Raw genomic sequence first — 22,597 nt, 5'->3', positions numbered from 1 at the left:
GACGCGTAAATTCGCCTTGTTTTCACTGGAAATTTCTGGCTAGAGAAATTAAATTTAAATATCACCATGATTCAATATGATAGTAAATCTCTTAACCAGAGTTCAGGTTAGATACGAAAAAAATGCTGTTTTAACAGCTTAATAAACGTTGGGTGATTTTCGATTGAGGTGTTTGGAAAACAACTTCAGTGGCGCCATATTCAACGACTTCTCCCTTATCAAGTACAAGAACTTGGTCGCTAATATGACGAACTAAGCTTAAATGATGAGTGATCATCACATATGTCAGGCCTGTCTCTTGTTGTAATTTGAGAAGTAGATTAACTATTTGTGCACGAACAGAAGGGTCTAGTGATGATAGTGCCTCATCAAGTACAACAACCTTTGGATCTAAAATTAACGCACGAGCAAGTGCTACGCGCTGTAATTGCCCCACACTAAACATGTGTGGATAGTAATGTTGGTGATCGACTAATAATCCAACTTTTGACAGCGTAGCGCTAATTTTTTCAGTCCGTTCAGCTTTATCAAAGTCAGTATTATATTGTAGGCAGTCATCAAGCGTATCACCAATGGTTAAACCTGGATTAAGAGAGGCCGCTGAATCTTGAAAAATCATACGAATATAGCGACACTGATTATCACGAATACCGTTATCTTCAATAATATTGCCTTCTAATAAGATCTGTCCGCAGTCTGCGCTGTCAGCGCCTGAAAGCAGTTTGGCAAGTGTGCTTTTACCCGCTCCCGTTTCGCCTATAACAGCAATAGTTTCACCTTTGCCAATGCAAAATGAAATATTTTTAAGTACCGCAAATTTTTTACGACTAAATAAGCCTGCACGAATATTAAATGTTTTAGACAAAGCTTGTACTTTCAATACTGGTTGCATTATCTCATATCCTTAATCAGCGGGAAATGACACGCGTAGCTGTGCCCGTTGTGCTTTGTAAGCTTAGGTGTAACTACGCAGGCTTTTTGAGCCTGTGGGCAGCGTGGCCCTAATCGGCAACCTATCGGTAAATGCTGTAATGTAGGTATGGTGCCTTTTAATGCGTAAAAAGGCTCTTTATGAGCTAGGCCTTGTTCGTAATCAGGTAGGCTTTTTAATAAAGCTTGTGTATAAGGGTGGCGAGGCTGACTAAAAATTTTGTGAGTTGGGCCAGCTTCAACCATTTGCCCGCAATATAAAACATGGATCCCATGTGACCAATGTGCAATTTCTTCGAGTTCATGAGAAATCATCAAAATCGACATGTTTTTTAGTTGGTTTAAACTTTTCAACAACCTAAATACCTGTGCGCGAGTGGTACTTTCTAGTGCCGTAGTGGGCTCATCAGCGATTAAAAGCTTTGGTGTGCGGGCTATGGCCATTGCAATCATTACTTTTTGACATACGCCTTCTGAGAGCTCATGTGGATAGCTATCCAGCACGGCTTCATGATTTTTAATGCCCACTTTATGAATAAGCGCTTTTACTCTGTCTTTTCGCTCGCGGTTACGTTTTAAGAAAAACCCCTTTGTTGGGTTTTCAGGCAAGGTTTCGGCTATTTGATCAAACATTTTTGCTGTAGGGTCAAGACAACGGCTAGGGTCTTGATAGATCATGGCAATATCTTGGCTTACCGTTTTACGGCGTTGTTCGGGTGTTAAGCGCATTAAATCAACACCACGCCAATGCATACGGTCGGCAGTAATATTCCAGCGTTCGTTTAGTACACCCACAATTGCTTTTGCAATTAAGCTTTTACCAGAACCAGACTCACCTACAAGGGCATGTACTTCGCCTTCTTTTAAGCTAAAGCTTACCTTGTCAACGGCTCTAATTATCGTTTCTGAGGTACGCAGCTCAATGGTTAAATTTCGAACATCAAGTAATTGCATTTAATCAGCCTTACGTGCTTTTAACACTTGTCGCAGGCCATCGCCTACTAAATTAGTCGATAACACAGCTAAAAATAACAGTACGCCTGGCAGCGCAACAGTCCATGGTGCCAAATAAATTAGCCCTAAATTTTCGGCTAAAATAGCTCCCCATTCAGTGGTAGGTGGCTGAGCACCAAGCTTTAAAAAACCTAATGCAGAAATATCTAAAATTGCAGTGGAGAGCGCCATCGTAAATATAACTACAATGTGCTCATAAATATTAGGAAAGATACCGCGTGATATAATATGCCAGTTAGACGCACCATCGAGCCTAAACGCGGTAATATAATCTTTGTTTAGTTCATCAACAATTAGGTTTCTGATTGAATGAATAAATTGTGGTAATAGCGCTAAAATAATTGCCCATACCGTGTTCATTAAGCCTGGGCCTAAAATTGCTATGATAATAATAGCCAGTAACAAAGAAGGTATAGAGAGCGTTATATCAAGTAAGTGATTTAAAAAACTTGAGCGAATACCTCGGCTGATACCTGCAAATGTACCTACTAATACACCAATAATAGTTGTAATAAGCGCGGCGACAACAGAGAGGCCAAATGTGTAAGTTGCACCATTCATTAAACGCGAAAGTACATCGCGACCTAAGTCATCAGTACCTAAAATAAAGCGTACATCACCCATTTCCCGCCACGAAGGCGGAATAAGTAATGCATCACTATGCTGTTGGTTAACACCGTACGGTGCTAAAAGTGGAGCACTGGCGGCAAGTAAAGCAAATGCTACAAATATCCACAAGCCAACTAACGCAGGGTGATTATTTTTAAATTTACGCCAAAATCGTGCAAGTGGCGATTTATTCGACTCTTCAGAAAATATATTAAACTTTGCCATGGGCTTGATTCCGCGAGAGTGGATCGAATAGCGTATAAGTAAGCTCTGCAATAATAGTGGCTAATATAACAAATAGTGACACTGCCATTAAGCCGCCTTGTATAGCTGGATAATCGCGTTGATAAATACTATCGATAAGCCAGCGGCCAATGCCGGGCCACGAAAAAATAACTTCAGTAATCATCGCAAGCGTTATTAGCGTACTAAATTGCAAACCAATTTGTTTAATTACCGGTAATAGCGCATTACGCAGTGCATGATGAATTATAAGTTGTCTGCGGTTAAGGCCTTTAGCCCTTGCGGTTTTAATAAAACTTTGGTCCATAACTTTAAGCATAGACTCACGAGTAAAGCGCACTAATACGGTGGTCGGATACATGGCGAGCACAATTGTGGGTAGTGTTAAATGGCGCAGGGCGTCTAAAAATGCCATTCCTTTATATGGAAATCCAGCCAGTGCAATATCAATTAAAATAAAGCCTGTATTGGCGGGGATCTCATAAAGTAACCCCATTCTTCCCGACATCGGAAACCAGCCCAGTTTGAGAGAAAAAACCATAATAAGCAATAGTGCTAACCAAAATACGGGCATGGAATAACCAACCATAGTGGTTGAATTTATAAGTTTATCAGGCCAACGTTTATAGTACGCAGAACCTAAAATGCCAGCGGGTACGCCAACGACAATCGATACAATTAATGCATAAACACTTAGTTCCAGTGTAGCGGGTAATAAATCAACAATATGGCTAAATACATTGTCACCTGATGCAAAAGAAAGCCCCCAATCGCCTTGGAATATTCGTCCTAAAAAGGCTATATATTGAACAAAATAGTTACTGTTATATAAATATTTATCTTCAAGCTCACTGTGTTGAGCAAAGTTACTACTTGGTACACCACTTAAATTACTTAATGGATCGCCTGGGAACAAATAACTAATTGAAAATGTAAAAACACTCAGCATTAGGGTCATAAAAAGCAATAAACCTAAACGACGTAAAATATAATCTAAGATCATTATTTTTTCCTCGCATTAGCTAGTGAAATTGCACCAAATGGGCCAAGCGTTATACCTTCAACGTCTGCGCTACTGGCTTGAAAACGTAAGCCATGTGCAATAGGCAGCAATGGCAACTCGTCAACAATTAAGCTTTGTGCGTCATCGTAGTATTTTTTTCGCATGTTTAAATCAGTCGTATCGAGCGCTTTTGTAAGTAATAAATCAAATTGCGGATTGCACCAGTTAGCAGGATTTTTACCGGTAAAGGTTGCAGTGCAACTTAAAAGAGGGCTAAAAAAGTTATCCGGATCAGGTGTATCAGCGGCCCAACCAAGCAATACACTATCATGCCTGTGCTCGCCAATACGTTGAATAAACGTATTCCATTCATACTCTACAATACTGACATTAACGCCTATTTTACGTAAGTCACTTTGCATTAGTTCTGCCATTTTTCGCGCATTCGGGTTATAAATACGGCTTACGGGCATCGCCCAAATAGTCATATCAAAACCATCTGGTAACCCAGCTTCAATTAATAACTTTTTAGCAAGTTCTGGATCAAAACTTGGCATGTTTGCTTGTGGCTCAAATGCCCATGAGGTTGGCGGTAAAATAGATTGTGCACGTGTACCATTACCATAATATACAGCTTGCATAATTTTATCGATATCAATGGCGTGAGCAAGTGCTTGGCGTACACGTAAGTCGTCAAACGGGGCGCGCTCCGTATTAAAAGCCCAGTAACCAATATTTAAATTTGTTTCTTTTTCAACGTTTATATCGTCGCGTTGCGCTAAAATACTCAATTGCGCACTACTTGGATGAGCCGTTACATCGCACTCTTTAGTCAGCATTTTTGCTATACGCGTAGTGCCGTTAGGCGTTATGTCGTAAACCAATTGTTCAAGTGCGACGTGGTGCTTCCAATAAAGTGGGTTTCGGTAAAAGCGTACGAGGTGATCTCGGCGATATTCTTTATAAATATATGGGCCGGTGCCAATAGGGTACTGATCAAATAAGTTTTCTTGATTATTTTTCTTAAGTTTCATGGCGTATTCTTCTGAAAGCACCACGGCAAAGTCGGTGGCCATATTAGCTAAAAAGCTGCTTTCAGGATTAAACAATTCAAAACGAACTTGATGATCAGTAACACGCACAATTTTACGAATAAGTTGATCAATCCCCACACTTTGAAAATACGGGTAATTGGCATCGCCCACAAAGTGATATGGATTATAGACATCGAATAGTCGGCTAAAGGTAAATATAACGTCGTCGGCGTTAAAATCCCGAGTAGGGGTAAAATAAGCGGTTGTATGAAATTTCACACCTTTGCGCAATGTGAAGGTAATAGATTTACCGTCTTTACTTATTTTCCAATCGGTTGCCAGCTCACTTTGAAACTCTGCCGTAACAGGGTCAATGCTAATTAGGCGGTCGTATAGCTGGTTGGCAATAATATCAATAGTAGAACCGGTGGTCGTAACTTGTGGATTAAACGACACAGGGTTAGCTTCAGCGCAATAAACTAAGCCTTGGTTTTTTTCTTCTATGATTTCTTCTTTGTTATCAATGCAACCTACTAAGGTGACCGCTAGTAAAGTAAGTAATAATTTATGCACCCGCATAACCTCTAACTATTGTTGATCCAACAAATTGTATTTTTTAAGATAACCACGTAATTGATGATACGTTAAACCAAGTACTTCTGCAGTTTTCTTTTGATTAAATTGGCTATGTTCGAGTGCTTTATTAATCATGTTTATTTCAAAGTCGTTTGAACGCTCTTTTAAACTACACGGAAATTGAATATCAACGGCTATATTACTGCTTGCTTGAGCAATCGGCGGCGCAACAACAATAGGCTCGACATTAACAGTTTGGGCCGCTATAGGTGCTTTAATGCGCGCTTTTGGTCTAAATGGGCTATCGAATGGGTCTAAAATAATCTGGTGAACGGGGATATGTTCACTGCCATGGCGATACAAACTACGTTCAACCACATTTTTAAGTTCACGAATATTGCCGGGCCAATCATAACTAAGCAGTGTTTCTGTTGCGCTTCGGGTAAAACCGCTAAACAGTTCCCACTCTAAATCGCGCGCCATATTCATCGCAAACTGCTCAGCAAGAAGCATAATATCGTCTTGGCGTTCGCGCAGTGGTGGCAGGGTAATTACATCAAAGGCAAGGCGATCGAGTAAATCACTTCTAAATTCACCTTGCTCGGCCAAATAAGGAAGATCTTCGTTTGTCGCACACACTAAGCGGGTATCTACTTTTACAGTTTGTTTGCCGCCAACACGTTCAAACTCACCGTATTCTATAACGCGCAGCAGTTTTTCTTGTACCATAGCTGAGGTATTAGCTAATTCATCTAAAAACAGTGTGCCGCTGTTAGCGCGTTCAAAACGACCTTCGTGTCGTTTGCTTGCCCCCGTAAAAGCACCGCTTTCGTGGCCAAATAATTCACTTTCGAGTAGGTTCTCGTTAAGCGCTGCACAGTTAAGCTTTACGTAGTTTTGATCCCAGCGTTTTGATAAAAAGTGTAAGCGTGCTGCTATTAGCTCTTTACCTGTGCCGCGTTCACCAATAATAAGTACCGGTTTATCTAAATTAGCCAGTTGCGATACCTGATCTAATACAGACAGAAAGCTATCTGATTGGCCGAGTAAATTATCCTGTTGGCGATATTGGCTCATATTTCCTAACTCTTGGTCATTTTTACTAACTGTTAGTGTATTTCATAATTAGGGAGAACTAAAGAAATTTGTATATTTAGTTTAACTTAATGAAAATAAAGTGTATTTTATCTTTTAAAAAGTTGGCAAGCATATTGATACTAGTTATAGCAGACTAACTAAGTTTTAATTACAGAGGTAAATGTTATGGGAATTTTTTCACGTTTTGCAGATATTGTTAATTCTAATATCAATGCCATTTTAGATAAAGCAGAAGACCCAGAAAAAATGGTTCGTCTGATTATTCAAGAAATGGAAGATACGCTTGTTGAAGTACGTTCTACATCAGCTAAAACATTGGCTGAGAAAAAAGAAATTGTACGCCGCTTAGATACACTTAAAGCGCAGGTAAGTGATTGGCAAGATAAAGCCGAACTGGCTTTAAGTAAAGACCGCGACGATTTAGCGCGTTCAGCCCTACTTGAAAAGCAAAAGTCGGCAGATGCCGTTGCTTCAGTAGCGAGTGAGCTTGAACATGTAGAGTCTCATATTGAGAAATTACAGCAAGAAGTAACGACGCTACAAGAAAAGCTAGCAGATGCTAAATCTCGTCAAAAAGCGATTATACTTCGCCAACGTTCGGCTGAGTCGCGCCTTGAAGTGAAAAAGACACTTGATAGCTCAAAAGTAGAAGAAGCACTTAACCGCTTTGAACGTTACGAAACCAAAATTGATGGACTAGAATCTCAAATTGAGTCGTACGATTTAGGTAAAAAGACGTTAGCGGATGAAATTGCTAACCTACAAAAAAATGAAAAGATAGATGATGAGCTAGCCGAACTTAAAAAGAAGTTAGCTGATAAATAATTTATAAAGGGGCACTTAAAGTGCCCCACTGCTTAAAAACATCAAAACGGATTGTCAGGAGAGGATTATGTTTGATCCAGAGATATTAGTTGCACCATTTATTTTGTTTATGATTTTTGTTGCTCCGCTGTGGCTAATTTTACACTACCGCAGCAAAAAACAAGTCAACCAAGGTTTAAGTGAACACGAACATCGCCAATTACTTGAGCTTGCACACAAAGCTGAAAAAATGGCTGAACGATTAGAAACACTTGAAGCATTGCTTGATCAAGAGTCACCACAATGGAGACGCAAAATATGAGTGCCAAACGCGAATTATTAAGAGACCCACAACGCGGTAAAATAGCCGGTGTATGTGCGGGATTAAGTGACTACTTTAATATGGAGTTATGGTTAGTTCGCATTATATTTGTTAGTGCGGTACTGCTAACGGGTGGCCCATTATTTGTGGTAGCGTATATTGCAGCCTGGTTCATTTTAGATAAAAAAGAGCCCGCAGCGGCGCAAACAAAAAGCTCAACTAAAACTGACGATCCGCTAGAAGTAAAATTTAAAGTATGGCAAAAAGGCGAGCCACCGCGCCGCGCATTGCAAGATTTAAAAGAGCGTTTAACGCGTGTAGATACTCGCCTTCAAGATATGGAGCGCCATGTAACTTCAAGCGAGTTTACGGTGAGCCGTGAAATTAACAAACTTTAAAGGATTTAATAGCACCTTATTTGCAGCGTGATAAATTACGGCAAATTAGGTGCAAGACACTTTATGAGCCAATCATTTGCAAAAAAGACCTTTAAAAGTATTAAAGGCAAAGCACAAAAAGCCCTTCATCGCAGTTTAGACCAACACGTAAAACTTGCCGTAACAGGCCTAAGTGGCAGTGGTAAAACAGCCTTTATTACCGCGCTTGTTAAACACTTAACAACCCAAGCGGACGATAAAAACTTACCTTTTTTTGATGTAATGCGCGAGCACCGCCATGTGGCCACTAAAGTTGTGCCGCAAGAGGCGTTAAAAGTTCCTACGTTTAATTATACGCGCGCACTAAATTCATTATTTCCAAGCGATGGGATGCCTACATGGCCTGCATCTACCGAGCGGATTAATACGCTGCGCTTGGCAATAAAGTATCAAAGTAATGCAGGGCTGCGCGGCCACTTTTCGCCGCAATCAACGCTTTATTTAGATATTATTGACTACCCGGGTGAATGGCTCCTTGATTTACCTATGCTTGAGCAAAGCTATGCTCAATGGTGCGAGCAGCAATATCCATTATTAACTCAGCCTTCGCGCGTAAACACATCAAGTGACTTTTTAGCGGCCGTTGAGCAACTTGACTTAAACGCTCCCGTTGATGAAAACGCACTTGCTCATATTGCTCAGCTTTATCAAAGCATGTTAGTCGGGCTTAAAAAAGACACCAAACTTGCCATGTTGCAACCTGGGCGCATGCTTATGCCAGGTGATTTACAAGGCGCGCCATTGTTATTGTTTTTTCCGGTATCGGGTGAAATAAACAGTGACGATGTCGTTGCGGGTTCTAATTTAGCGCATTTAATTAAGCGTTTTAACGCCTATATAAAAGAAGTCGTAAAACCATTTTATAATGAGCATTTTAGGCACTTCGATCGCCAAATTGTACTTGTAGATGTACTTAGTGCATTAAACGAAGGGCACGAAACACTCCAAGAGCAAAGCAGTGTAATAAACCAATTACTCGCACACTTTAACTATGGCGAGTCGGGCTTTTTTAAACGTTTATTTAAGCCCAACATAGACAAAATATTATTTGCAGCTAATAAATCAGATCATATAAGTGCAAAACACCATAAAGATTTAGCACTACTACTTGATTCGCTCGTGCATGAGCAAAGTAATCATTTAAAGTTTGATGGTGTAAAAATAGAAACCATGGCTATGTCGTCAATTACAGCAACGCAGCCGCGCCAAGTTACCGACAAAGGCCAAACGCTTGACTGCATTTATGGCAAACCATTACACGAACCTGATTGGCTTACGTATTTACCGCCGCAACCTCCCTCGCGGATGCTTAATAAAAATGAGTGGCCAGCACAGGGATTTGAGTTTTTATCGTTTTCCCCAATGCCGAGCCCCGATAAACAACTAAAACATATTCGATTAGATCATGTCATGCAGTACCTGCTAGGAGACAAATTAACATGAGTGAGTCAAACCAACCATTTCAAGCAGGGCGTCGTATAGATACGCAAAGCATTGAGCAAAACGAACCCGTTTTAGCACCTGCAAAAATTATTCACCACGGCCAAAGTGATTACGAAGAACTTGAAGATGAAGTACTAGAGCCAGAAATAGATCTGGAACCTGTTTATAAAAAGTCAAAGTGGCAAACACTCAAAGGTGTTTTTGCTCTTAGTTTTATAGTACTGGTGCTTTTAGAATTTGCGTACTCGTTATTATTTGCTTTCGAGCAGTCAATTATTTTAGGCAGTGTTTATTTAACCGCAGTTGTAAGTGGCGTGCTGCTAATTGGGCGCTTATTGTGGCGAGAGTACCGGATGCTGCGCAGTTTAAAGCGTAACCAATTGCACCGAGTGGAAGCCGACAGGCTTTTAAACAGCGAGCAAGTAGGCGGTGCATTACCTTGGCTCGAAAAGCTCAATAAACATCAGGAGCTTGATAACTTTGAAACCTTTAAAAACCAAGTAGCGACGCATCACAGCGACAAAGAAATAATGACGCTGTACGCCAACAGTTTATTAATAACCCAAGACACCAAAGCTAAAAAGCTTATAAATCGTTTTGCGACTGAATCAGCTCTACTAGTTGCCCTAAGCCCACTTGCGCTGGTGGATATGATGGCTGTGCTTTGGCGCGGTACTAAGTTAATAGAACAAATTGGTAAAATTTACGGCATTGGTTTTGGCTACGCGAGCCGTATAAAACTGTACCGTATGCTGATAAAACAAGTAATGTTTGTAGGCAGTGCAGAGCTTGTATCTGACCTTGCTGCAACTGCACTAAGTGCTGAGCTTTTAGGTAAGCTTTCGGGGCGGGCAGCGCAAGGGGTCAGTGCTGGTATTTTTACAGCGCGTATTGGTTACAAAGCAATGGAGCTTAGTCGCCCATTACCAAGGCTTGAAAACAAGCGCAGCTTACTAAAAGGCACTGTGCAAAGCATCGCAGGTAAAATTATGAGCCGCAAAAAGGCGGAACCAACGCAGTAAAATACGAGGGCGTGTTGATCTTTGATGGTTGAATTTGCAGCAGTGTGTTTGGTATTTAGGCAAGGCAGAGCCTATGAAGTGTGGTTATTCCCCATAAATAGGCGATAACGCAGCATAAATGCCAAACATGCGCTGCCCGTTGGGTTCTTTCTAGGGACGATTAACTCTTTGTTGCTCGGTTTTTACTTAGCCCACTAGGTTACAAACCTCGCGCCGCGATTTAATCTTCCTTGGATTGAACAAATTTCAATCCGCAAAGGTCAACACGCCCTGGTGGCAATATTTGTGTACAAACGTGCGCTGCATGGTTTTTACACAAATAGCCATCTGAGCATCCGGCATGCTTGCTGTTTGTAAGCGCATACGTTTTGATTGTTGAATCGCAAAAACATAATAATCAAAAAAATGAGCCTACAATGAGCAAGCATCATATAAACACCCAGTGTATTCACGGACCACAAAAAGCAAACGACCCGCACGGCGCACTCACTTCTCCTTTGTATCAAACCTCTACCTTTCATTTTGAAAATGCCGCACAAGGTGCTGCGCGTTTTGCAGGCGACGAACCTGGCTATATTTATACGCGCTTAGGAAACCCTACAACCACAGAGCTTGAACAAAAAGTTGCTCAACTAGAGAGCAGTGAAGCAGCAGCTGCAACCGCAACAGGTATGGGGGCTGTATCTGCCTCAGTACTGAGCTTTTTATCGCAAGGAGATCATCTTGTTGCCTCAAGTGCTTTATATGGTTGTACCTTTGCGTTTTTCTCGCATATGTTGCCGCGCTGGGGAATCGAAGTCACTTTTGTTGATATGACCAACGAGGACGAGCTACGCGCTGCCATCAAACCTAATTCAAAAATGATATTTGTAGAAACGCCAATCAACCCCACTATGGCGGTTATTGATTTGGCACTCATTGGCGCAGTTGCTAAAGAGCACAATTTAATTAGTGTGGTCGACAACACCTTTTTAACGCCGTTACTGCAATCACCCAAAAAATACGGCATCGATATAATAATGCACAGTGCGACCAAGTACTTAAACGGCCACGGAGACGTAGTCGCCGGTATTGTATGTGGATCGCTTGAGCACATAACACACATTAAAATGACCGTATTAAAAGATATTGGTGCAACCATAAGCCCGCACGACGCATGGCTAATTAATAGAGGTCTAAAAACACTCGCTATTAGAATAGAGCACCATTGTCAAAGCGCACAAACAATAGCGCAATATCTAGAAGCGCATCCACAAGTAAGCACCGTATATTACCCGGGGCTTAAATCGCACCCAGGTTATAGGTTTATTGGTAACCAAATGAAAGCCGCTGGTGGTGTTATTGCGTTTGAAATAAAAGGCACACTACAAGATGGCGCACAATTTATTGATAGTATGAAACTTTGTACACTTGCAGTAAGCCTCGGCGACGCTGAAACACTAATTCAGCATCCTGCATCTATGACTCATTCGCCTTATACGCCAGAGGAGCGAGCTGCCGCTGGAATAAGTGATGGGCTGATCAGACTCTCGGTTGGGCTTGAAGATGTTAACGACATTATTAGTGATTTAGACCAAGCTTTTACTAAAATTGGTTAGATGTATTTAATTATATACACTTAAAGATAAGCTGCAGGCCTTTATTTAAAGGTCTGTATTTTTAATGTGCCATGAGTGTAATTTTAACTTTACGATCTAAGTGATCACGCTAAATACTGATGTTAGCCTATCTATTAAACTTTTCTTCACTTTTGCATAGTATGGGGTCATTCGATATTCAATAGGTTTGAGTATCACACTGACACCGATTTAGGGCTCACACCCAAGAAGGTACTTATGGCTAAAGCAAGTAAATACACATCCAAAACACCAGACGAAAATGGTGTTATACACTGGAGTGATGAAGAAAATAAAATTTGGTCTGAGCTTGTAGCGCGCCAACTTGCATGCATTGAAGGCAAAGCCTGCAACGAGTACATGCAAGGGTTAAAAAAGATTAACCTGCCGCACGACCGTATTCCGCAGTTAAGCGAGCTAAACGAAGTGTTACTAGCCACTACCGGTTGGCAAGTTGCACCAGTACCTGCGCTTATCGACTTTGATGAGTTTTTTAGATTACTGGCAAACAAGCAGTTTCCGGTAGCTACATTTATTCGTAGCCGCGAAGAATTTGACTACCTACAAGAGCCAGATATTTTTCATGAAATATTTGGCCATTGCGCCATGCTAACTAACCCTGACTTTGCCGAGTTTACGCATAAGTACGGGCAATTAGGTTACGCAGCGCAGAAAAAGGACCGTGTATACCTTGCGCGTATATACTGGTTTACAGTCGAATTTGGTTTAATGCAAACCGAAGACGGTCTGCGTATTTACGGCGGTGGTATTTTATCAAGCCCAGGGGAGACTCAGTACGTATACTCAAACACGCCAGAAGTTAGCCCAATGAATGTGCTTGATGTACTGCGTACGCCGTACCGTATTGATATTATGCAACCACAGTACTACACCATAAATTCGATTCATGATCTGTTTGATATATCGCAAATGGATATTATGACTTTGGTTGAGCGAGCTAAAGAGCTTGGTTTGCACGACCCAAAATTTCCACCAAAAGAAAAATTAGCCAGTTAAATATTAATGCTAAAAAAGCTAAAAAGTAAGGATTTAGAATGTCTTCATTAAGTGCACAAAAATGCGAAGCCTGTCATGTAGATGCGCCAAAAGTATCTGACGAAGAGTTAGCACAATTAATTACTAAAATCCCAGACTGGGTACCAGAAGTACGCGACGGCATTATGCAGCTTGAGCGTGTTTATAAATTTAAAAATTTTAAACAAGCTATCGCGTTTACTAACAAAGTAGGCGACATGGCAGAAGACGAAGGCCACCACCCTGGTTTATTAACCGAGTGGGGCAAAGTAACTGTAACGTGGTGGAGCCATTCAATTAAAGGTCTGCACAAAAACGACTTTATTTGCGCAGCTAAAACAGACGACGTATTTAACGCGCTGTAATTAAAAATTAATTGAGCAAACCCAAAAGCACTTATTTTATAAGTGCTTTTTTGGTTAGGAATGATGTTGCTTACTCTACTTGATGAATATTTATAAAAAAGCTAATATAAACCCAATATCGGTAAATATCAAGGAAGTGATTTATTGTTTATTTCTACAAATTCAATAAACATATTCAAAGTCAGCGTTTTCAGTTTTTACGTAAGATCTTAATAATGCCTTTTATTTATACTTCCCTCATATTTTCATTAAACTAAGCAGAGGGACAAGCCATGTTTGGTCTATTTAAATCATATACTGTAAAAATGTCGCCGGAGGTATCAGGTCGAATAACTGAAAGAGGCAAGCCATTATCTGGTGTGCGGGTAGAAAGAAGTATGGCATATGATGGATAAAAAGATGGTAAAGAGCAATTAGAACATACAATTACGTTATAAATAAAAATGGTGTATTTTCATTTACAAAAATGATAATGAAAACTAGAAAACTAGAAAACTAGGTAATATCTTCGGACAAAACATGTCTGTAATGCAGGCTACCTATGTTGAGCGTGACGATAATTTGTACCAATCATGGTCTACGAGTAAAGTATGAAAACTAGTTAAACCCTGAAGTGACTTATCAGTTGTGTGAATGCAGAGCTACAAAATAAGGAAATACGCCATGGAGTTGATACTAGGGAATTTGGCGGTATGCGATTTCAAGTAGTCATCTCTATATGTTACTTCCAAGGTAACCAAATAACATCTTATTATAACAATTTACAGATATCTTCATATGCGGATATCGATTAATTTTTAATATCAATTTTTATTAATGTAAGGAAACACTATGCTTGCAATTACACCTAGAATGGTATCTAGTTTGGCGCTAGCTTTATATTCAACTAAAAATGGCTTATTAAAAGAGGCTCGATTGGCAGTGAATAAAACTGATGGGACAGTTTATGTTTGGTTTATTTAAAAAATACGATGTTCACCTATGCCCAGAAGTAAAAGGGAAAGTGTTAGACAATGGGGAACCAGTCTCTAATTTAACGGTTCATCGTTGGTTATGTTATACAGATGAAGTCGAGCGTGAAGATTCAGCTATTACGAATATTAAAGGTGAGTTTTATTTACCAGAATGTAAAATTCGTTCAAAATTACCTGGCCGAGCTTTTGTTGAAAGTATAACTAATCAATTAATTTATATAGAACACAAAGATGAAAAAATCCCATTATGGCAAGCTGTATTGGAAGGGAGGCAGCCTTTAGAAGCTTTTAATTACAAATTGAAAGCACTAAATTGTGATTTGAGTAACCCGATTGTAACCTTCGAGTTTAAAAGTGATTTTTCTCAACGGACATATAGTGCTAGAGGTATATGTCGCTGGGAAAATGATTTTCAGATTTATTAATTATCAAGGATGAATGAAAAATGCATGAAAAACTATCACCACAAGTAGCAGCTGAACTGGCTGCTTTACCATATAAGTTTATTAGAAAAGCACCTATATCTTTCGATATTATTTCCAGGAATATTTCGAATCTATTCGAAGTAAGTCTTTCTGATGGTGCAATTAAAGGTACCTCGGGAGGTTTACCTTTTCAGTTATTTAACAAAACATATGGGTTTGCTATTACTGCGAAAGGAAAAAATGATAATAACAAAGATCATCATGTTATAGCTATTCGCGGAACTAAAGTTATGGTGCCTGACTGGATGAGTAACTTAAATATAGGGTTTGCTACAGGGCCAAATAATAAAGATGTCCATGCTGGTTTTATGAAAGCTTTTAATAGCTTAATTCCCTCTTTTGAAGATTACATCAATAAGCATAATCCTAAACATGTGTATTGTGTTGGTCACAGTTTAGGAGGAGCGCTTGCTACATTAACTGCATCGTGGTTGCAATCTAAGTACGGGATTTCAACCAGCATTTATACTTTTGGTGCACCTAGAGTTGGTAACCAATCATTTGCCATACAAATCAAGGAGTTTATTCCTACGTATAGGGTTACGCATGGTATGGATCCTGTACCATGGATACCATTATGGCCATTTATGCATGCAGATGACGAGTATTTACTTGCGGGTAACAAAGGAGCTAGATTTAGTTTAGGTGCTCATTCCATGGTTGAGCCAACACCTGGCTATATCAATACTGCAGGTTCATATAAAAGTTATGATGATATTGCTAATAAGATATCTTGTTTAAGTGCTCGACAGCGAATTAAATTGGACTATAAAAACCGCACTCAAGCTAGGTTTTCTGCGGAATGGGCTCAGAAAATATCAAACGCATTAATGAGTATACTAGTAGATGCTGGTTACTCAATATCTGCGCTATTGAATGTTGCAGGGTCATGTACTATGACTCTTTACGACGTATTGGCTAGAACAATTCACAAAATTGTGGAAATTTCTAAAAGTAAGAAAGAAGATGTTAAAGGCTTATTAGGACATATGTTGGTATTTGCTGGACAATATCATGATTTAGGTTCATTAACTGTCGCGCTTATACGTTCGGTATTTGAGATAATGACTCGTGCTTTGTACAAAATGGCAGGGCATGCATTACAAAAGTCGATTTAAAATATTTATAGAAAAGCTCTAAATATTAGATTTAGAGCTTTCTATATACAATTAAAGTTTAGCTAAAACACTTTACTTCAAAGTATCGTTGGGTTTCGTTTCACTCAACCCAACCTACGTGTTACTCATCAATTGAGCGTAGTAGGGCGTTGATGCCTACTTTTTCACGTGTTTGCTTATCTACTTTCTTCACGATGATTGCAGCGTACAGGCTGTGAGTGCCATCTTTTGACGGTAGTGCGCCTGGTACAACTACGGCGCCTGCTGGTACGCGGCCATAGTGAATTTCGCCAGTTTCGCGGTCATAAATACGAGTGCTTTGGCTGATGTAAACGCCCATTGAAATTACCGCGCCTTCTTCAACAATTACGCCTTCCACAATTTCAGAACGTGCGCCAATAAAACAGTTGTCTTCAATGATGGTTGGGTTAGCTTGTAGAGGCTCTAAAACGCCGCCTATGCCTACGCCACCAGATAAATGTACGTTCTTACCAATTTGTGCACACGAGCCTACAGTCGCCCATGTATCAACCATGGTGCCGTCGTCAACGTAGGCACCAATATTTACGTACGATGGCATAAGTACGACGTTTTTACCTACAAAGCTGCCTTTACGTGCTACAGCGTTTGGTACTACGCGCATACCGCCTTGCTGAAATTGCTCTGGCGTGTAGTCGCTAAATTTAAGTGGTACTTTGTCGTAAAACTGGTTTACGCCGTCGTTCATTGGTTGGTTGTCGCGAATACGAAACGACAGTAAAACCGCTTTTTTAAGCCACTGGTGTACAACCCATTCACCTGATATTTTTTCGGCAACGCGTGCTGCGCCGCTATCAAGTAAATCAAGTGCGTCGATAATAGCTTGTTTTACGTCGCTTGATACTGTGCTTGGGCTAATGCTATCGCGGTTGTCCCATGCGTTTTCGATCATCGTTTTTAAATCTGACATGTGTGTCCTCTATTCTGTTTCGGCGTTGAATTTTTTACGTAATGCCTGATGAATTTTTGCTTGCTCTTCATCAGTCAGCGCTTGGTATTCGTTATTAGATACAACAAAGAAATCCTCTGCACGTTCACCCACCGTGGTAATACGGGCAGCGTGAATGTGTAGTAAATGCGCTTGGAAAACTTCGGCTATTTTGGTTAGTAAACCTTGTATATCGACGGCTTGAATTTCTATTAAGCTACGGTCTTTGCGTGCATGTGGGCGCAACACAATTTTAGGTTTAATATTAAAATCTTTAAAGCGTTGAGAGCGGCTCTTTTTAAAGCGAATTTTTTTACGTGGATCGCTAAGTGCTTGCTCAAGCCCGCGTTTAATTGATTGCGCTCGACCGCTCGCTATTGGGTCGCCACTTACTTCAAGTATGACAAAGCTAAACAGGACGTAACCGTCTTTGGTGGTCAGTACTTGCGCGTGCTGTATTTGTGCTTTTTTAGAGCCAATGACACTCACTAATCTCGCAAATAGTGCACCAGAGTAAGGGCTGTATACAAATACTTGTGTACCACCATGCATGGCTTTGTTAGATACAATTACACTAGGTTGGCTTAAATCGGTGCTACTTAATAAATGCTCACTTTGCCACGATATTTGCTGTTCGCTAAAGGCGGTAAAGTAATTGGCTTTAAAGCGACTCCAAATTAAATCAATTTTTTCCTCTTGATAGCCCAAGTTAAGTAGACGTTGTTTAGCTTGGTGCTTTTTATCGCGAATTTGATCGCGTTGATCCATTGGGTTTTCGAGCCCTAAGCGCAACGCGCGTTGCGTGTGCAAGTACAATTCACGCAGTAGGGTGTTTTTCCAATCGTTCCATAAGTTGTCGTTGGTTGCACGTATGTCGGCAACGGTTAAACAATATAAATAGTCGAGTTGGCGCTCTGTTTTAATACGTGTTGCAAAGTCTTTTATTACAGCAGGGTCGTTAATGTCTTTACGCTGCGCGGTAACCGACATAAGTAAATGGTTACTTACAAGCCATGCTACTAATTTTGCATCAGCCGATGAAAAACCATGTAATTTAGCAAAGGCTATAGCATCAACAGCACCAAGCTCTGAGTGATCGCCCCCTCGGCCTTTAGCGATGTCGTGAAATATACCGGCTAAATAAAGTAGCTCCGGTTTATCCATGCGAGTGACTATTTCACTGCAAATAGGAAACTCGCTAATGCCTGTTTTATCAAAATATTCGTAAATGTTTTTGATTAATTTGTGAGTGTGCTCATCTACGGTATAAGCATGAAACAAATCGAACTGCATTTGCCCAAATATATTACGCCACTGCGGTAAGTAGGCGGCAAGCATGCCGTGTTTGTGCATTAACGTAAATGCGCGTCCCATACCGTTAGGGTGTTTGACTAAGCGTAAAAATGCTTCACGACAGGCTGCATAATCTTGTAAATCACCCAATAAACGACGGCGTACTTGTCGAATAGTACGAATAGTACTTGGGTAAATATGGGTGATTTCGGGGTTGTCGGCGATGTGCTCAAACAATACAAAGAGCTGGTCACGTCTAAAAAATACGGATGGATCTTTTACGCGTATTTGATGGCCAACACGTTCAAAATTTCTGTCGAGTACTTCTACAACATTTTCACTATTTTGTGGTGAAATGCTTTGCTCAAAATACGAAAGCAGCATTTGGTTAAGTTCGCGTACACGGCTCATTATTCTAAATAAGCGTTTCATCATACGCTCAACCGAGGCTTTACCATCGCTGCCAAAACCTAAAATTTCGGCGGCTTGGGGTTGATGATCAAACAATAAACGGTTTTCTGAACGCCCTGCAGCCAAATGAAGAGCAAAACGAATGTTCCATAGGTTTTCTAGGCACTCTGATAGCTCTTGAAACTCTTCGTGAGTTAGATAACCGTGGCTAATTAGCTCTTGCAGTGTTTCGGCTCTAAAGTGTTTTTTAGCAACCCAAATGATGGTTTGTAAGTCGCGAAGGCCACCGGGGTTTTCTTTAATGTTTGGTTCAAGGTTATACGCAGTGCCGTGGCACTTTCTGTGACGTAAGTTTTGCTCTTGTACTTTGGCAACAAAAAAGTCGCTAGAACCCCAAACAGGGGTTTCTAGTACAAAGGTTTTAAGTTTTTCGAACTCGATATGGTTGCCAAAAATAAGCCGACTTTCGAGCAAACTGGTGGCAAAGGTGACGTCTTCACGTTTTTGCTCAATAGCTTGCTCAATGGTACGCACGCTATGGCCAATCTCTAAGTTGAGATCCCACAGCATAGTGACAAATTGGCCTATTTTTTCGCATATTTCTTCACTGGGTTGTTCAGTGACTAAAAGTAGAAAATCAATATCGGAATAAGGATGAAGTTCGCCGCGTCCATATCCGCCCACAGCAATTAGCGCTAAATCAGGTTCGTGCGATAACTCATAAACATGAAAGAGCTTAATTAATAGGCGGTCAATAAACTCAGCCCGGGCATTAATTAAATTCCCAACCGGTTGCTTAGAAAATTCGTTATGTAGCCATTTATAAAAATAGCTAGAACAATCGCGATAATCACTAAGTTGCTCAGCATCGCTAAGCAACTTTTTTACTTTGTTGGGTAATGCCACGTGGGCTGGCTCCTTGTTGAACCTTTCACACGGATAAGGTTTTTCTTATCAAGTGTTTCGGTTTTATTAGTGTTCTATTATCCTGTCGATAGTATCATCCGATCGTAGCGTTAAAATTTCAACACCATTTTCGGTCACTAATAAAGTATGTTCCCACTGTGCAGACAAACTACGGTCGCGTGTTACTACTGTCCAATCATCTTTAAGAAGCTTACATTGGCGTTTACCCGCATTAACCATAGGTTCAATAGTTAAACACATACCTGCTTTTAAGGCTTCGCCAGTGCCGGCTTTACCATAATGCATTATTTGTGGTTCTTCATGAAACCCTGCGCCAATACCGTGGCCGCAATATTCACGTACGATTGAGTAGTTAAAGCTTTCTGCATATTTTTGAATTGCTGAGCCAATATCGCCTAAGCGCACACCTGGTTTTACCATTTTAATAGCAAGGTATAAGCTTTCTTGTGTTACTTCTGCAAGACGCTTAGCTTGAATGTTTGGTGTACCAACGTGGAACATTTTAGATGTGTCGCCGTGGTAACCGTCTTTAATGACAGTTACGTCAATATTTACGCTGTCGCCTTCTTTTAATGCTTTGTCATTTGGAATTCCGTGACAAATAACGTGATTAACTGACGTACAAACTGATTTTGGAAAGCCATGATAATTTAATGGAGCAGGGATTGCTTGTTGCACATTAACAATATAATCATGACAAAGTGTATTTAGCTCATCGGTGGTAACACCTGGCACTACATGAGGGCCGATCATTTCAAGTACATCGGCCGCTAAGCGCCCAGCTACGCGCATTTTCTCTATTTCTTCAGGGGTCTTGATAATAGCGCTCATTGAGGCTCCAAAGTTGAGTTTTTAACATTTATCGTCGAACAAATTTTGCACGCGACGTTGAGTATTTAATTTTAATATGGTATAAAGCGCGCCGTCTTTTTACAAATAAATTCTTAAATGATTTTTTGTATTTAAGGCAAACACAATTTGATTTTAACACACACACGTATCGTCACATACACTTGGGTGCATTTGAAGTTTAATTACTTCGGTGTTGGTGCTATGGGATATGTGGAGGCCTAACCCTAAACAACTATAGAGGATCTATAAAATGGCAAATGTTTCAATGCGCGATATGCTTCAAGCTGGTGTTCACTTTGGTCACCAAGCACGTTACTGGAACCCTAAGATGAAGCCTTTCATCTTCGGTACACGTAACCGTGTTCATATCATCAACCTTGAGCAAACAGTACCAATGTTCAATAACGCACTTAAGTTTTTAACTGGTGCTGCTTCAAACAAAGGTAAAGTTCTTTTCGTTGGTACTAAGCGCGCAGCAAGCGAAGCAGTTAAAGAAGCAGCTATTGCAAGCGACCAGTATTACGTTAATCACCGTTGGTTAGGTGGTATGTTGACTAACTGGAAAACAGTTCGTCAATCAATCAAGCGTCTTAAAGACCTTGAAGTACAAAGCCAAGACGGTACTTTCGAGAAATTAACTAAGAAAGAAACGTTAATGCTTAACCGCGAAATGGACAAGCTTGAAAAAAGCCTTGGTGGTATCAAAAACATGGGCGGTCTTCCAGACGCGCTTTTCGTTATCGATGCTGACCACGAGCACATTGCTATCCGTGAAGCTAACAACCTAGGTATTCCAGTTGTTGCAATCGTTGATACTAACTCTAATCCAGACGGCGTTGATTTCATCGTTCCTGGTAACGATGATGCTATCCGTGCTGTAAGCCTTTACACTAGCGCTGTTGCAGCTGCTATCACTGAAGGTCGCGAGAATAACATCGTTGCTCAAGCTGAGAAAGACGATTTCGTTGAAGCTGAGTAATTAGCTGTCATCAAGTCTTCATCTTTTTAAGGTGAAGACTTGCTATTCTTGTAGAGCGGGTAACCCGCTTATCTAAACCAGATTTCAGATTTGAGGATTTACTAATGGCTGTAACTACTGCCCTAGTTAAAGAATTACGCGAGCGCACAGGCGCTGGCATGATGGATTGTAAAAAAGCGTTAACTGAGACTGATGGCGACATCGAGTTAGCGATTGAAAACATGCGTAAAAGTGGCGCTGCTAAAGCTGCTAAAAAAGCAGGTAACATTGCTGCTGAAGGTACTATCATCATCAAGCAAAATGCGGGTGTTGCAGTACTAGTAGAAGTTAACTGTCAAACTGACTTCGTTGCAAAAGACGTAAGCTTCTTAGCATTTGCTAACAAAGTTGCTGACGCTGCAATTGCTGACACAATCTCTATCGAAGACTTACAAGCTAAGTTTGAAGAAGACCGTGTTGAGCTAGTTACTAAAATTGGCGAAAACATCAACGTACGTCGCCTGCAGTACGTAACTGGTGAAAACCTAGTTGAGTACCGTCATGGCGATCGTATCGGTGTTGTTGTTGCTGGTGTTGCTGATGAAGAAACACTTAAGCACGTTGCAATGCACGTTGCTGCATCTAGCCCTGAATACTTAACACCTTCTGATGTGCCTGCTGATGTTGTTGAAAAAGAAAAGCAAGTACAAATTGAAATCGCGATGAATGAAGGCAAGCCTGCTGAAATCGCTGAGAAGATGGTTGTTGGTCGTATGAAGAAATTTACTGGTGAGGTTTCTCTTACTGGTCAAGCTTTCATCATGGAACCTAAAAAATCTGTTGGCGATATTCTTAAAGAGAAAAACGCAACAGTTACTAGCTTCGTACGTGTAGAAGTTGGTGAAGGTATCGAGAAGAAAGAAGAAGATTTTGCTGCTGAAGTTGCTGCTCAAATTGCTGCAGCTAAAGGTCAGTAAGATTAACTATTTGTGATGCAAAAGGAAATTAGATGCAATTAAAGTACTATTTGGTTTTGCTTCACAGCTAGAAATTCTTTAAAA

Annotated in this window: 22 protein-coding genes; 13 read left to right on the top strand and 9 right to left on the bottom strand. The window is 40.5% G+C overall.

Annotation, left to right across the window (positions count from 1 at the left end; genetic code table 11):
• Positions 1–130: 130 nt before the first annotated feature.
• The 6 genes from D172_RS12780 to pspF are packed head-to-tail and all read right to left on the bottom strand — an operon-like array spanning position 131 to position 6,486.
• Positions 131–892 carry an ATP-binding cassette domain-containing protein gene (locus tag D172_RS12780; protein WP_007376838.1) on the bottom strand — a complete coding sequence of 254 codons (762 nt, stop codon included), beginning with the start codon at positions 890–892 and terminating at the stop codon, positions 131–133.
• The gene (locus D172_RS12775; protein ID WP_007376837.1) at positions 892–1,884 is read right to left on the bottom strand and encodes an oligopeptide/dipeptide ABC transporter ATP-binding protein; all 993 of its coding nucleotides are present in this window, start codon (positions 1,882–1,884) and stop codon (positions 892–894) included. Before D172_RS12775 ends, D172_RS12780 begins: the two co-directional genes overlap by 1 nt.
• The gene (locus D172_RS12770; RefSeq protein ID WP_007376836.1) at positions 1,885–2,778 is read right to left on the bottom strand and encodes an ABC transporter permease subunit; all 894 of its coding nucleotides are present in this window, start codon (positions 2,776–2,778) and stop codon (positions 1,885–1,887) included. It abuts the gene before it with no gap.
• A complete protein-coding gene (locus tag D172_RS12765) occupies positions 2,765–3,799 on the bottom strand; it encodes an ABC transporter permease (RefSeq protein WP_007376835.1) in 1,035 nt (344 codons plus the stop codon). Before D172_RS12765 ends, D172_RS12770 begins: the two co-directional genes overlap by 14 nt.
• The gene (locus tag D172_RS12760; protein WP_007376834.1) at positions 3,799–5,406 is read right to left on the bottom strand and encodes an ABC transporter substrate-binding protein; all 1,608 of its coding nucleotides are present in this window, start codon (positions 5,404–5,406) and stop codon (positions 3,799–3,801) included. Before D172_RS12760 ends, D172_RS12765 begins: the two co-directional genes overlap by 1 nt.
• A gap of 15 nt (positions 5,407–5,421) precedes the next feature.
• Positions 5,422–6,486 carry a phage shock protein operon transcriptional activator gene (gene pspF / locus D172_RS12755; protein WP_007376833.1) on the bottom strand — a complete coding sequence of 355 codons (1,065 nt, stop codon included), beginning with the start codon at positions 6,484–6,486 and terminating at the stop codon, positions 5,422–5,424.
• 186 nt (positions 6,487–6,672) lie between these two features.
• Here pspF and pspA point away from each other — a divergent pair, with 186 nt between their 5' ends.
• From pspA to D172_RS12705, 11 genes are all read left to right on the top strand, one after another.
• Positions 6,673–7,332, top strand: coding sequence for a phage shock protein PspA (gene pspA / locus D172_RS12750; RefSeq protein WP_007376832.1), 660 nt, complete (start codon positions 6,673–6,675; stop codon positions 7,330–7,332).
• Positions 7,333–7,399: 67 nt separating this feature from the next.
• Entirely contained in the window at positions 7,400–7,633 is a 234-nt protein-coding gene (gene pspB, locus D172_RS12745) for an envelope stress response membrane protein PspB (RefSeq protein ID WP_007376831.1), read from the top strand.
• Positions 7,630–8,031, top strand: coding sequence for an envelope stress response membrane protein PspC (gene pspC, locus D172_RS12740; protein ID WP_007376830.1), 402 nt, complete (start codon positions 7,630–7,632; stop codon positions 8,029–8,031). Before pspB ends, pspC begins: the two co-directional genes overlap by 4 nt.
• 63 nt (positions 8,032–8,094) lie before the next feature.
• Complete coding sequence (locus D172_RS12735; RefSeq protein WP_007376829.1) at positions 8,095–9,513, top strand: YcjX family protein; 1,419 nt, start codon at positions 8,095–8,097, stop codon at positions 9,511–9,513.
• The gene (locus D172_RS12730) at positions 9,510–10,535 is read left to right on the top strand and encodes a YcjF family protein (protein ID WP_007376828.1); all 1,026 of its coding nucleotides are present in this window, start codon (positions 9,510–9,512) and stop codon (positions 10,533–10,535) included. Before D172_RS12735 ends, D172_RS12730 begins: the two co-directional genes overlap by 4 nt.
• Before the next feature lie 416 nt (positions 10,536–10,951).
• Complete coding sequence (gene megL, locus D172_RS12725; protein WP_033023569.1) at positions 10,952–12,133, top strand: methionine gamma-lyase; 1,182 nt, start codon at positions 10,952–10,954, stop codon at positions 12,131–12,133.
• Between the two features lie 237 nt (positions 12,134–12,370).
• Complete coding sequence (gene phhA, locus D172_RS12720) at positions 12,371–13,168, top strand: phenylalanine 4-monooxygenase (RefSeq protein WP_007376825.1); 798 nt, start codon at positions 12,371–12,373, stop codon at positions 13,166–13,168.
• 38 nt (positions 13,169–13,206) lie between these two features.
• Positions 13,207–13,551, top strand: coding sequence for a 4a-hydroxytetrahydrobiopterin dehydratase (locus D172_RS12715; RefSeq protein WP_002958326.1), 345 nt, complete (start codon positions 13,207–13,209; stop codon positions 13,549–13,551).
• 831 nt (positions 13,552–14,382) lie between these two features.
• Positions 14,383–14,514, top strand: a complete 132-nt coding sequence (locus tag D172_RS21865; RefSeq protein ID WP_007376824.1) for a hypothetical protein — start codon at positions 14,383–14,385, stop codon at positions 14,512–14,514.
• On the top strand, positions 14,498–14,950 hold the full coding sequence (locus tag D172_RS12710; protein ID WP_007376823.1) for a DUF6795 domain-containing protein: 453 nt from the start codon (positions 14,498–14,500) through the stop codon (positions 14,948–14,950). The genes D172_RS21865 and D172_RS12710 overlap by 17 nt, the downstream gene beginning before the upstream one ends.
• Positions 14,951–14,970: 20 nt before the next feature.
• The gene (locus D172_RS12705; RefSeq protein WP_007376822.1) at positions 14,971–16,128 is read left to right on the top strand and encodes a lipase family protein; all 1,158 of its coding nucleotides are present in this window, start codon (positions 14,971–14,973) and stop codon (positions 16,126–16,128) included.
• A 121-nt stretch (positions 16,129–16,249) separates the two neighbouring features.
• Here the strand turns inward: D172_RS12705 and dapD are convergent, their stop codons facing one another.
• The 3 genes from dapD to map all read right to left on the bottom strand — a co-directional run bounded on the left by dapD (position 16,250) and on the right by map (position 20,557).
• Positions 16,250–17,077, bottom strand: a complete 828-nt coding sequence (gene dapD, locus D172_RS12700) for a 2,3,4,5-tetrahydropyridine-2,6-dicarboxylate N-succinyltransferase (protein ID WP_002958324.1) — start codon at positions 17,075–17,077, stop codon at positions 16,250–16,252.
• Positions 17,078–17,086: 9 nt separating this feature from the next.
• Complete coding sequence (gene glnD / locus D172_RS12695; RefSeq protein WP_007376821.1) at positions 17,087–19,705, bottom strand: [protein-PII] uridylyltransferase; 2,619 nt, start codon at positions 19,703–19,705, stop codon at positions 17,087–17,089.
• Between the two features lie 66 nt (positions 19,706–19,771).
• Positions 19,772–20,557: a type I methionyl aminopeptidase gene (gene map / locus D172_RS12690; protein WP_007376820.1), complete on the bottom strand. Its 786-nt coding sequence runs from the start codon at positions 20,555–20,557 to the stop codon at positions 19,772–19,774.
• A 271-nt stretch (positions 20,558–20,828) separates the two neighbouring features.
• Between map and rpsB the strand changes: the two genes are divergently transcribed.
• Both rpsB and tsf read left to right on the top strand, forming a co-directional pair.
• Positions 20,829–21,557, top strand: coding sequence for a 30S ribosomal protein S2 (gene rpsB, locus D172_RS12685; protein WP_007376819.1), 729 nt, complete (start codon positions 20,829–20,831; stop codon positions 21,555–21,557).
• A gap of 104 nt (positions 21,558–21,661) precedes the next feature.
• Positions 21,662–22,513 carry a translation elongation factor Ts gene (gene tsf, locus D172_RS12680; protein ID WP_007376818.1) on the top strand — a complete coding sequence of 284 codons (852 nt, stop codon included), beginning with the start codon at positions 21,662–21,664 and terminating at the stop codon, positions 22,511–22,513.
• Positions 22,514–22,597 lie beyond the last annotated feature (84 nt).

The organism is Pseudoalteromonas sp. Bsw20308, from assembly GCF_000310105.2.
Taxonomy (GTDB): Bacteria; Pseudomonadota; Gammaproteobacteria; order Enterobacterales; family Alteromonadaceae; genus Pseudoalteromonas; species Pseudoalteromonas fuliginea.
This window is presented reverse-complemented; position numbering and strand designations above follow the sequence as displayed.

Excerpts from the sequence above, each read along its gene's own strand:
- D172_RS12780 (WP_007376838.1), bottom strand. The coding sequence starts at position 892 with ATGCAACCAGTATTGAAAGTACAAGCTTTGTCTAAAACATTTAATATT.
- D172_RS12775 (WP_007376837.1), bottom strand. The coding sequence starts at position 1,884 with ATGCAATTACTTGATGTTCGAAATTTAACCATTGAGCTGCGTACCTCA.
- D172_RS12770 (WP_007376836.1), bottom strand. The coding sequence starts at position 2,778 with ATGGCAAAGTTTAATATATTTTCTGAAGAGTCGAATAAATCGCCACTT.
- D172_RS12765 (WP_007376835.1), bottom strand. The coding sequence starts at position 3,799 with ATGATCTTAGATTATATTTTACGTCGTTTAGGTTTATTGCTTTTTATG.
- pspF (WP_007376833.1), bottom strand. The coding sequence starts at position 6,486 with ATGAGCCAATATCGCCAACAGGATAATTTACTCGGCCAATCAGATAGC.
- pspA (WP_007376832.1), top strand. The coding sequence starts at position 6,673 with ATGGGAATTTTTTCACGTTTTGCAGATATTGTTAATTCTAATATCAAT.
- pspB (WP_007376831.1), top strand. The coding sequence starts at position 7,400 with ATGTTTGATCCAGAGATATTAGTTGCACCATTTATTTTGTTTATGATT.
- pspC (WP_007376830.1), top strand. The coding sequence starts at position 7,630 with ATGAGTGCCAAACGCGAATTATTAAGAGACCCACAACGCGGTAAAATA.
- D172_RS12735 (WP_007376829.1), top strand. The coding sequence starts at position 8,095 with ATGAGCCAATCATTTGCAAAAAAGACCTTTAAAAGTATTAAAGGCAAA.
- D172_RS12730 (WP_007376828.1), top strand. The coding sequence starts at position 9,510 with ATGAGTGAGTCAAACCAACCATTTCAAGCAGGGCGTCGTATAGATACG.
- megL (WP_033023569.1), top strand. The coding sequence starts at position 10,952 with ATGAGCAAGCATCATATAAACACCCAGTGTATTCACGGACCACAAAAA.
- phhA (WP_007376825.1), top strand. The coding sequence starts at position 12,371 with ATGGCTAAAGCAAGTAAATACACATCCAAAACACCAGACGAAAATGGT.
- D172_RS12715 (WP_002958326.1), top strand. The coding sequence starts at position 13,207 with ATGTCTTCATTAAGTGCACAAAAATGCGAAGCCTGTCATGTAGATGCG.
- D172_RS21865 (WP_007376824.1), top strand. The coding sequence starts at position 14,383 with ATGCTTGCAATTACACCTAGAATGGTATCTAGTTTGGCGCTAGCTTTA.
- D172_RS12710 (WP_007376823.1), top strand. The coding sequence starts at position 14,498 with ATGTTTGGTTTATTTAAAAAATACGATGTTCACCTATGCCCAGAAGTA.
- D172_RS12705 (WP_007376822.1), top strand. The coding sequence starts at position 14,971 with ATGCATGAAAAACTATCACCACAAGTAGCAGCTGAACTGGCTGCTTTA.
- dapD (WP_002958324.1), bottom strand. The coding sequence starts at position 17,077 with ATGTCAGATTTAAAAACGATGATCGAAAACGCATGGGACAACCGCGAT.
- map (WP_007376820.1), bottom strand. The coding sequence starts at position 20,557 with ATGAGCGCTATTATCAAGACCCCTGAAGAAATAGAGAAAATGCGCGTA.
- rpsB (WP_007376819.1), top strand. The coding sequence starts at position 20,829 with ATGGCAAATGTTTCAATGCGCGATATGCTTCAAGCTGGTGTTCACTTT.
- tsf (WP_007376818.1), top strand. The coding sequence starts at position 21,662 with ATGGCTGTAACTACTGCCCTAGTTAAAGAATTACGCGAGCGCACAGGC.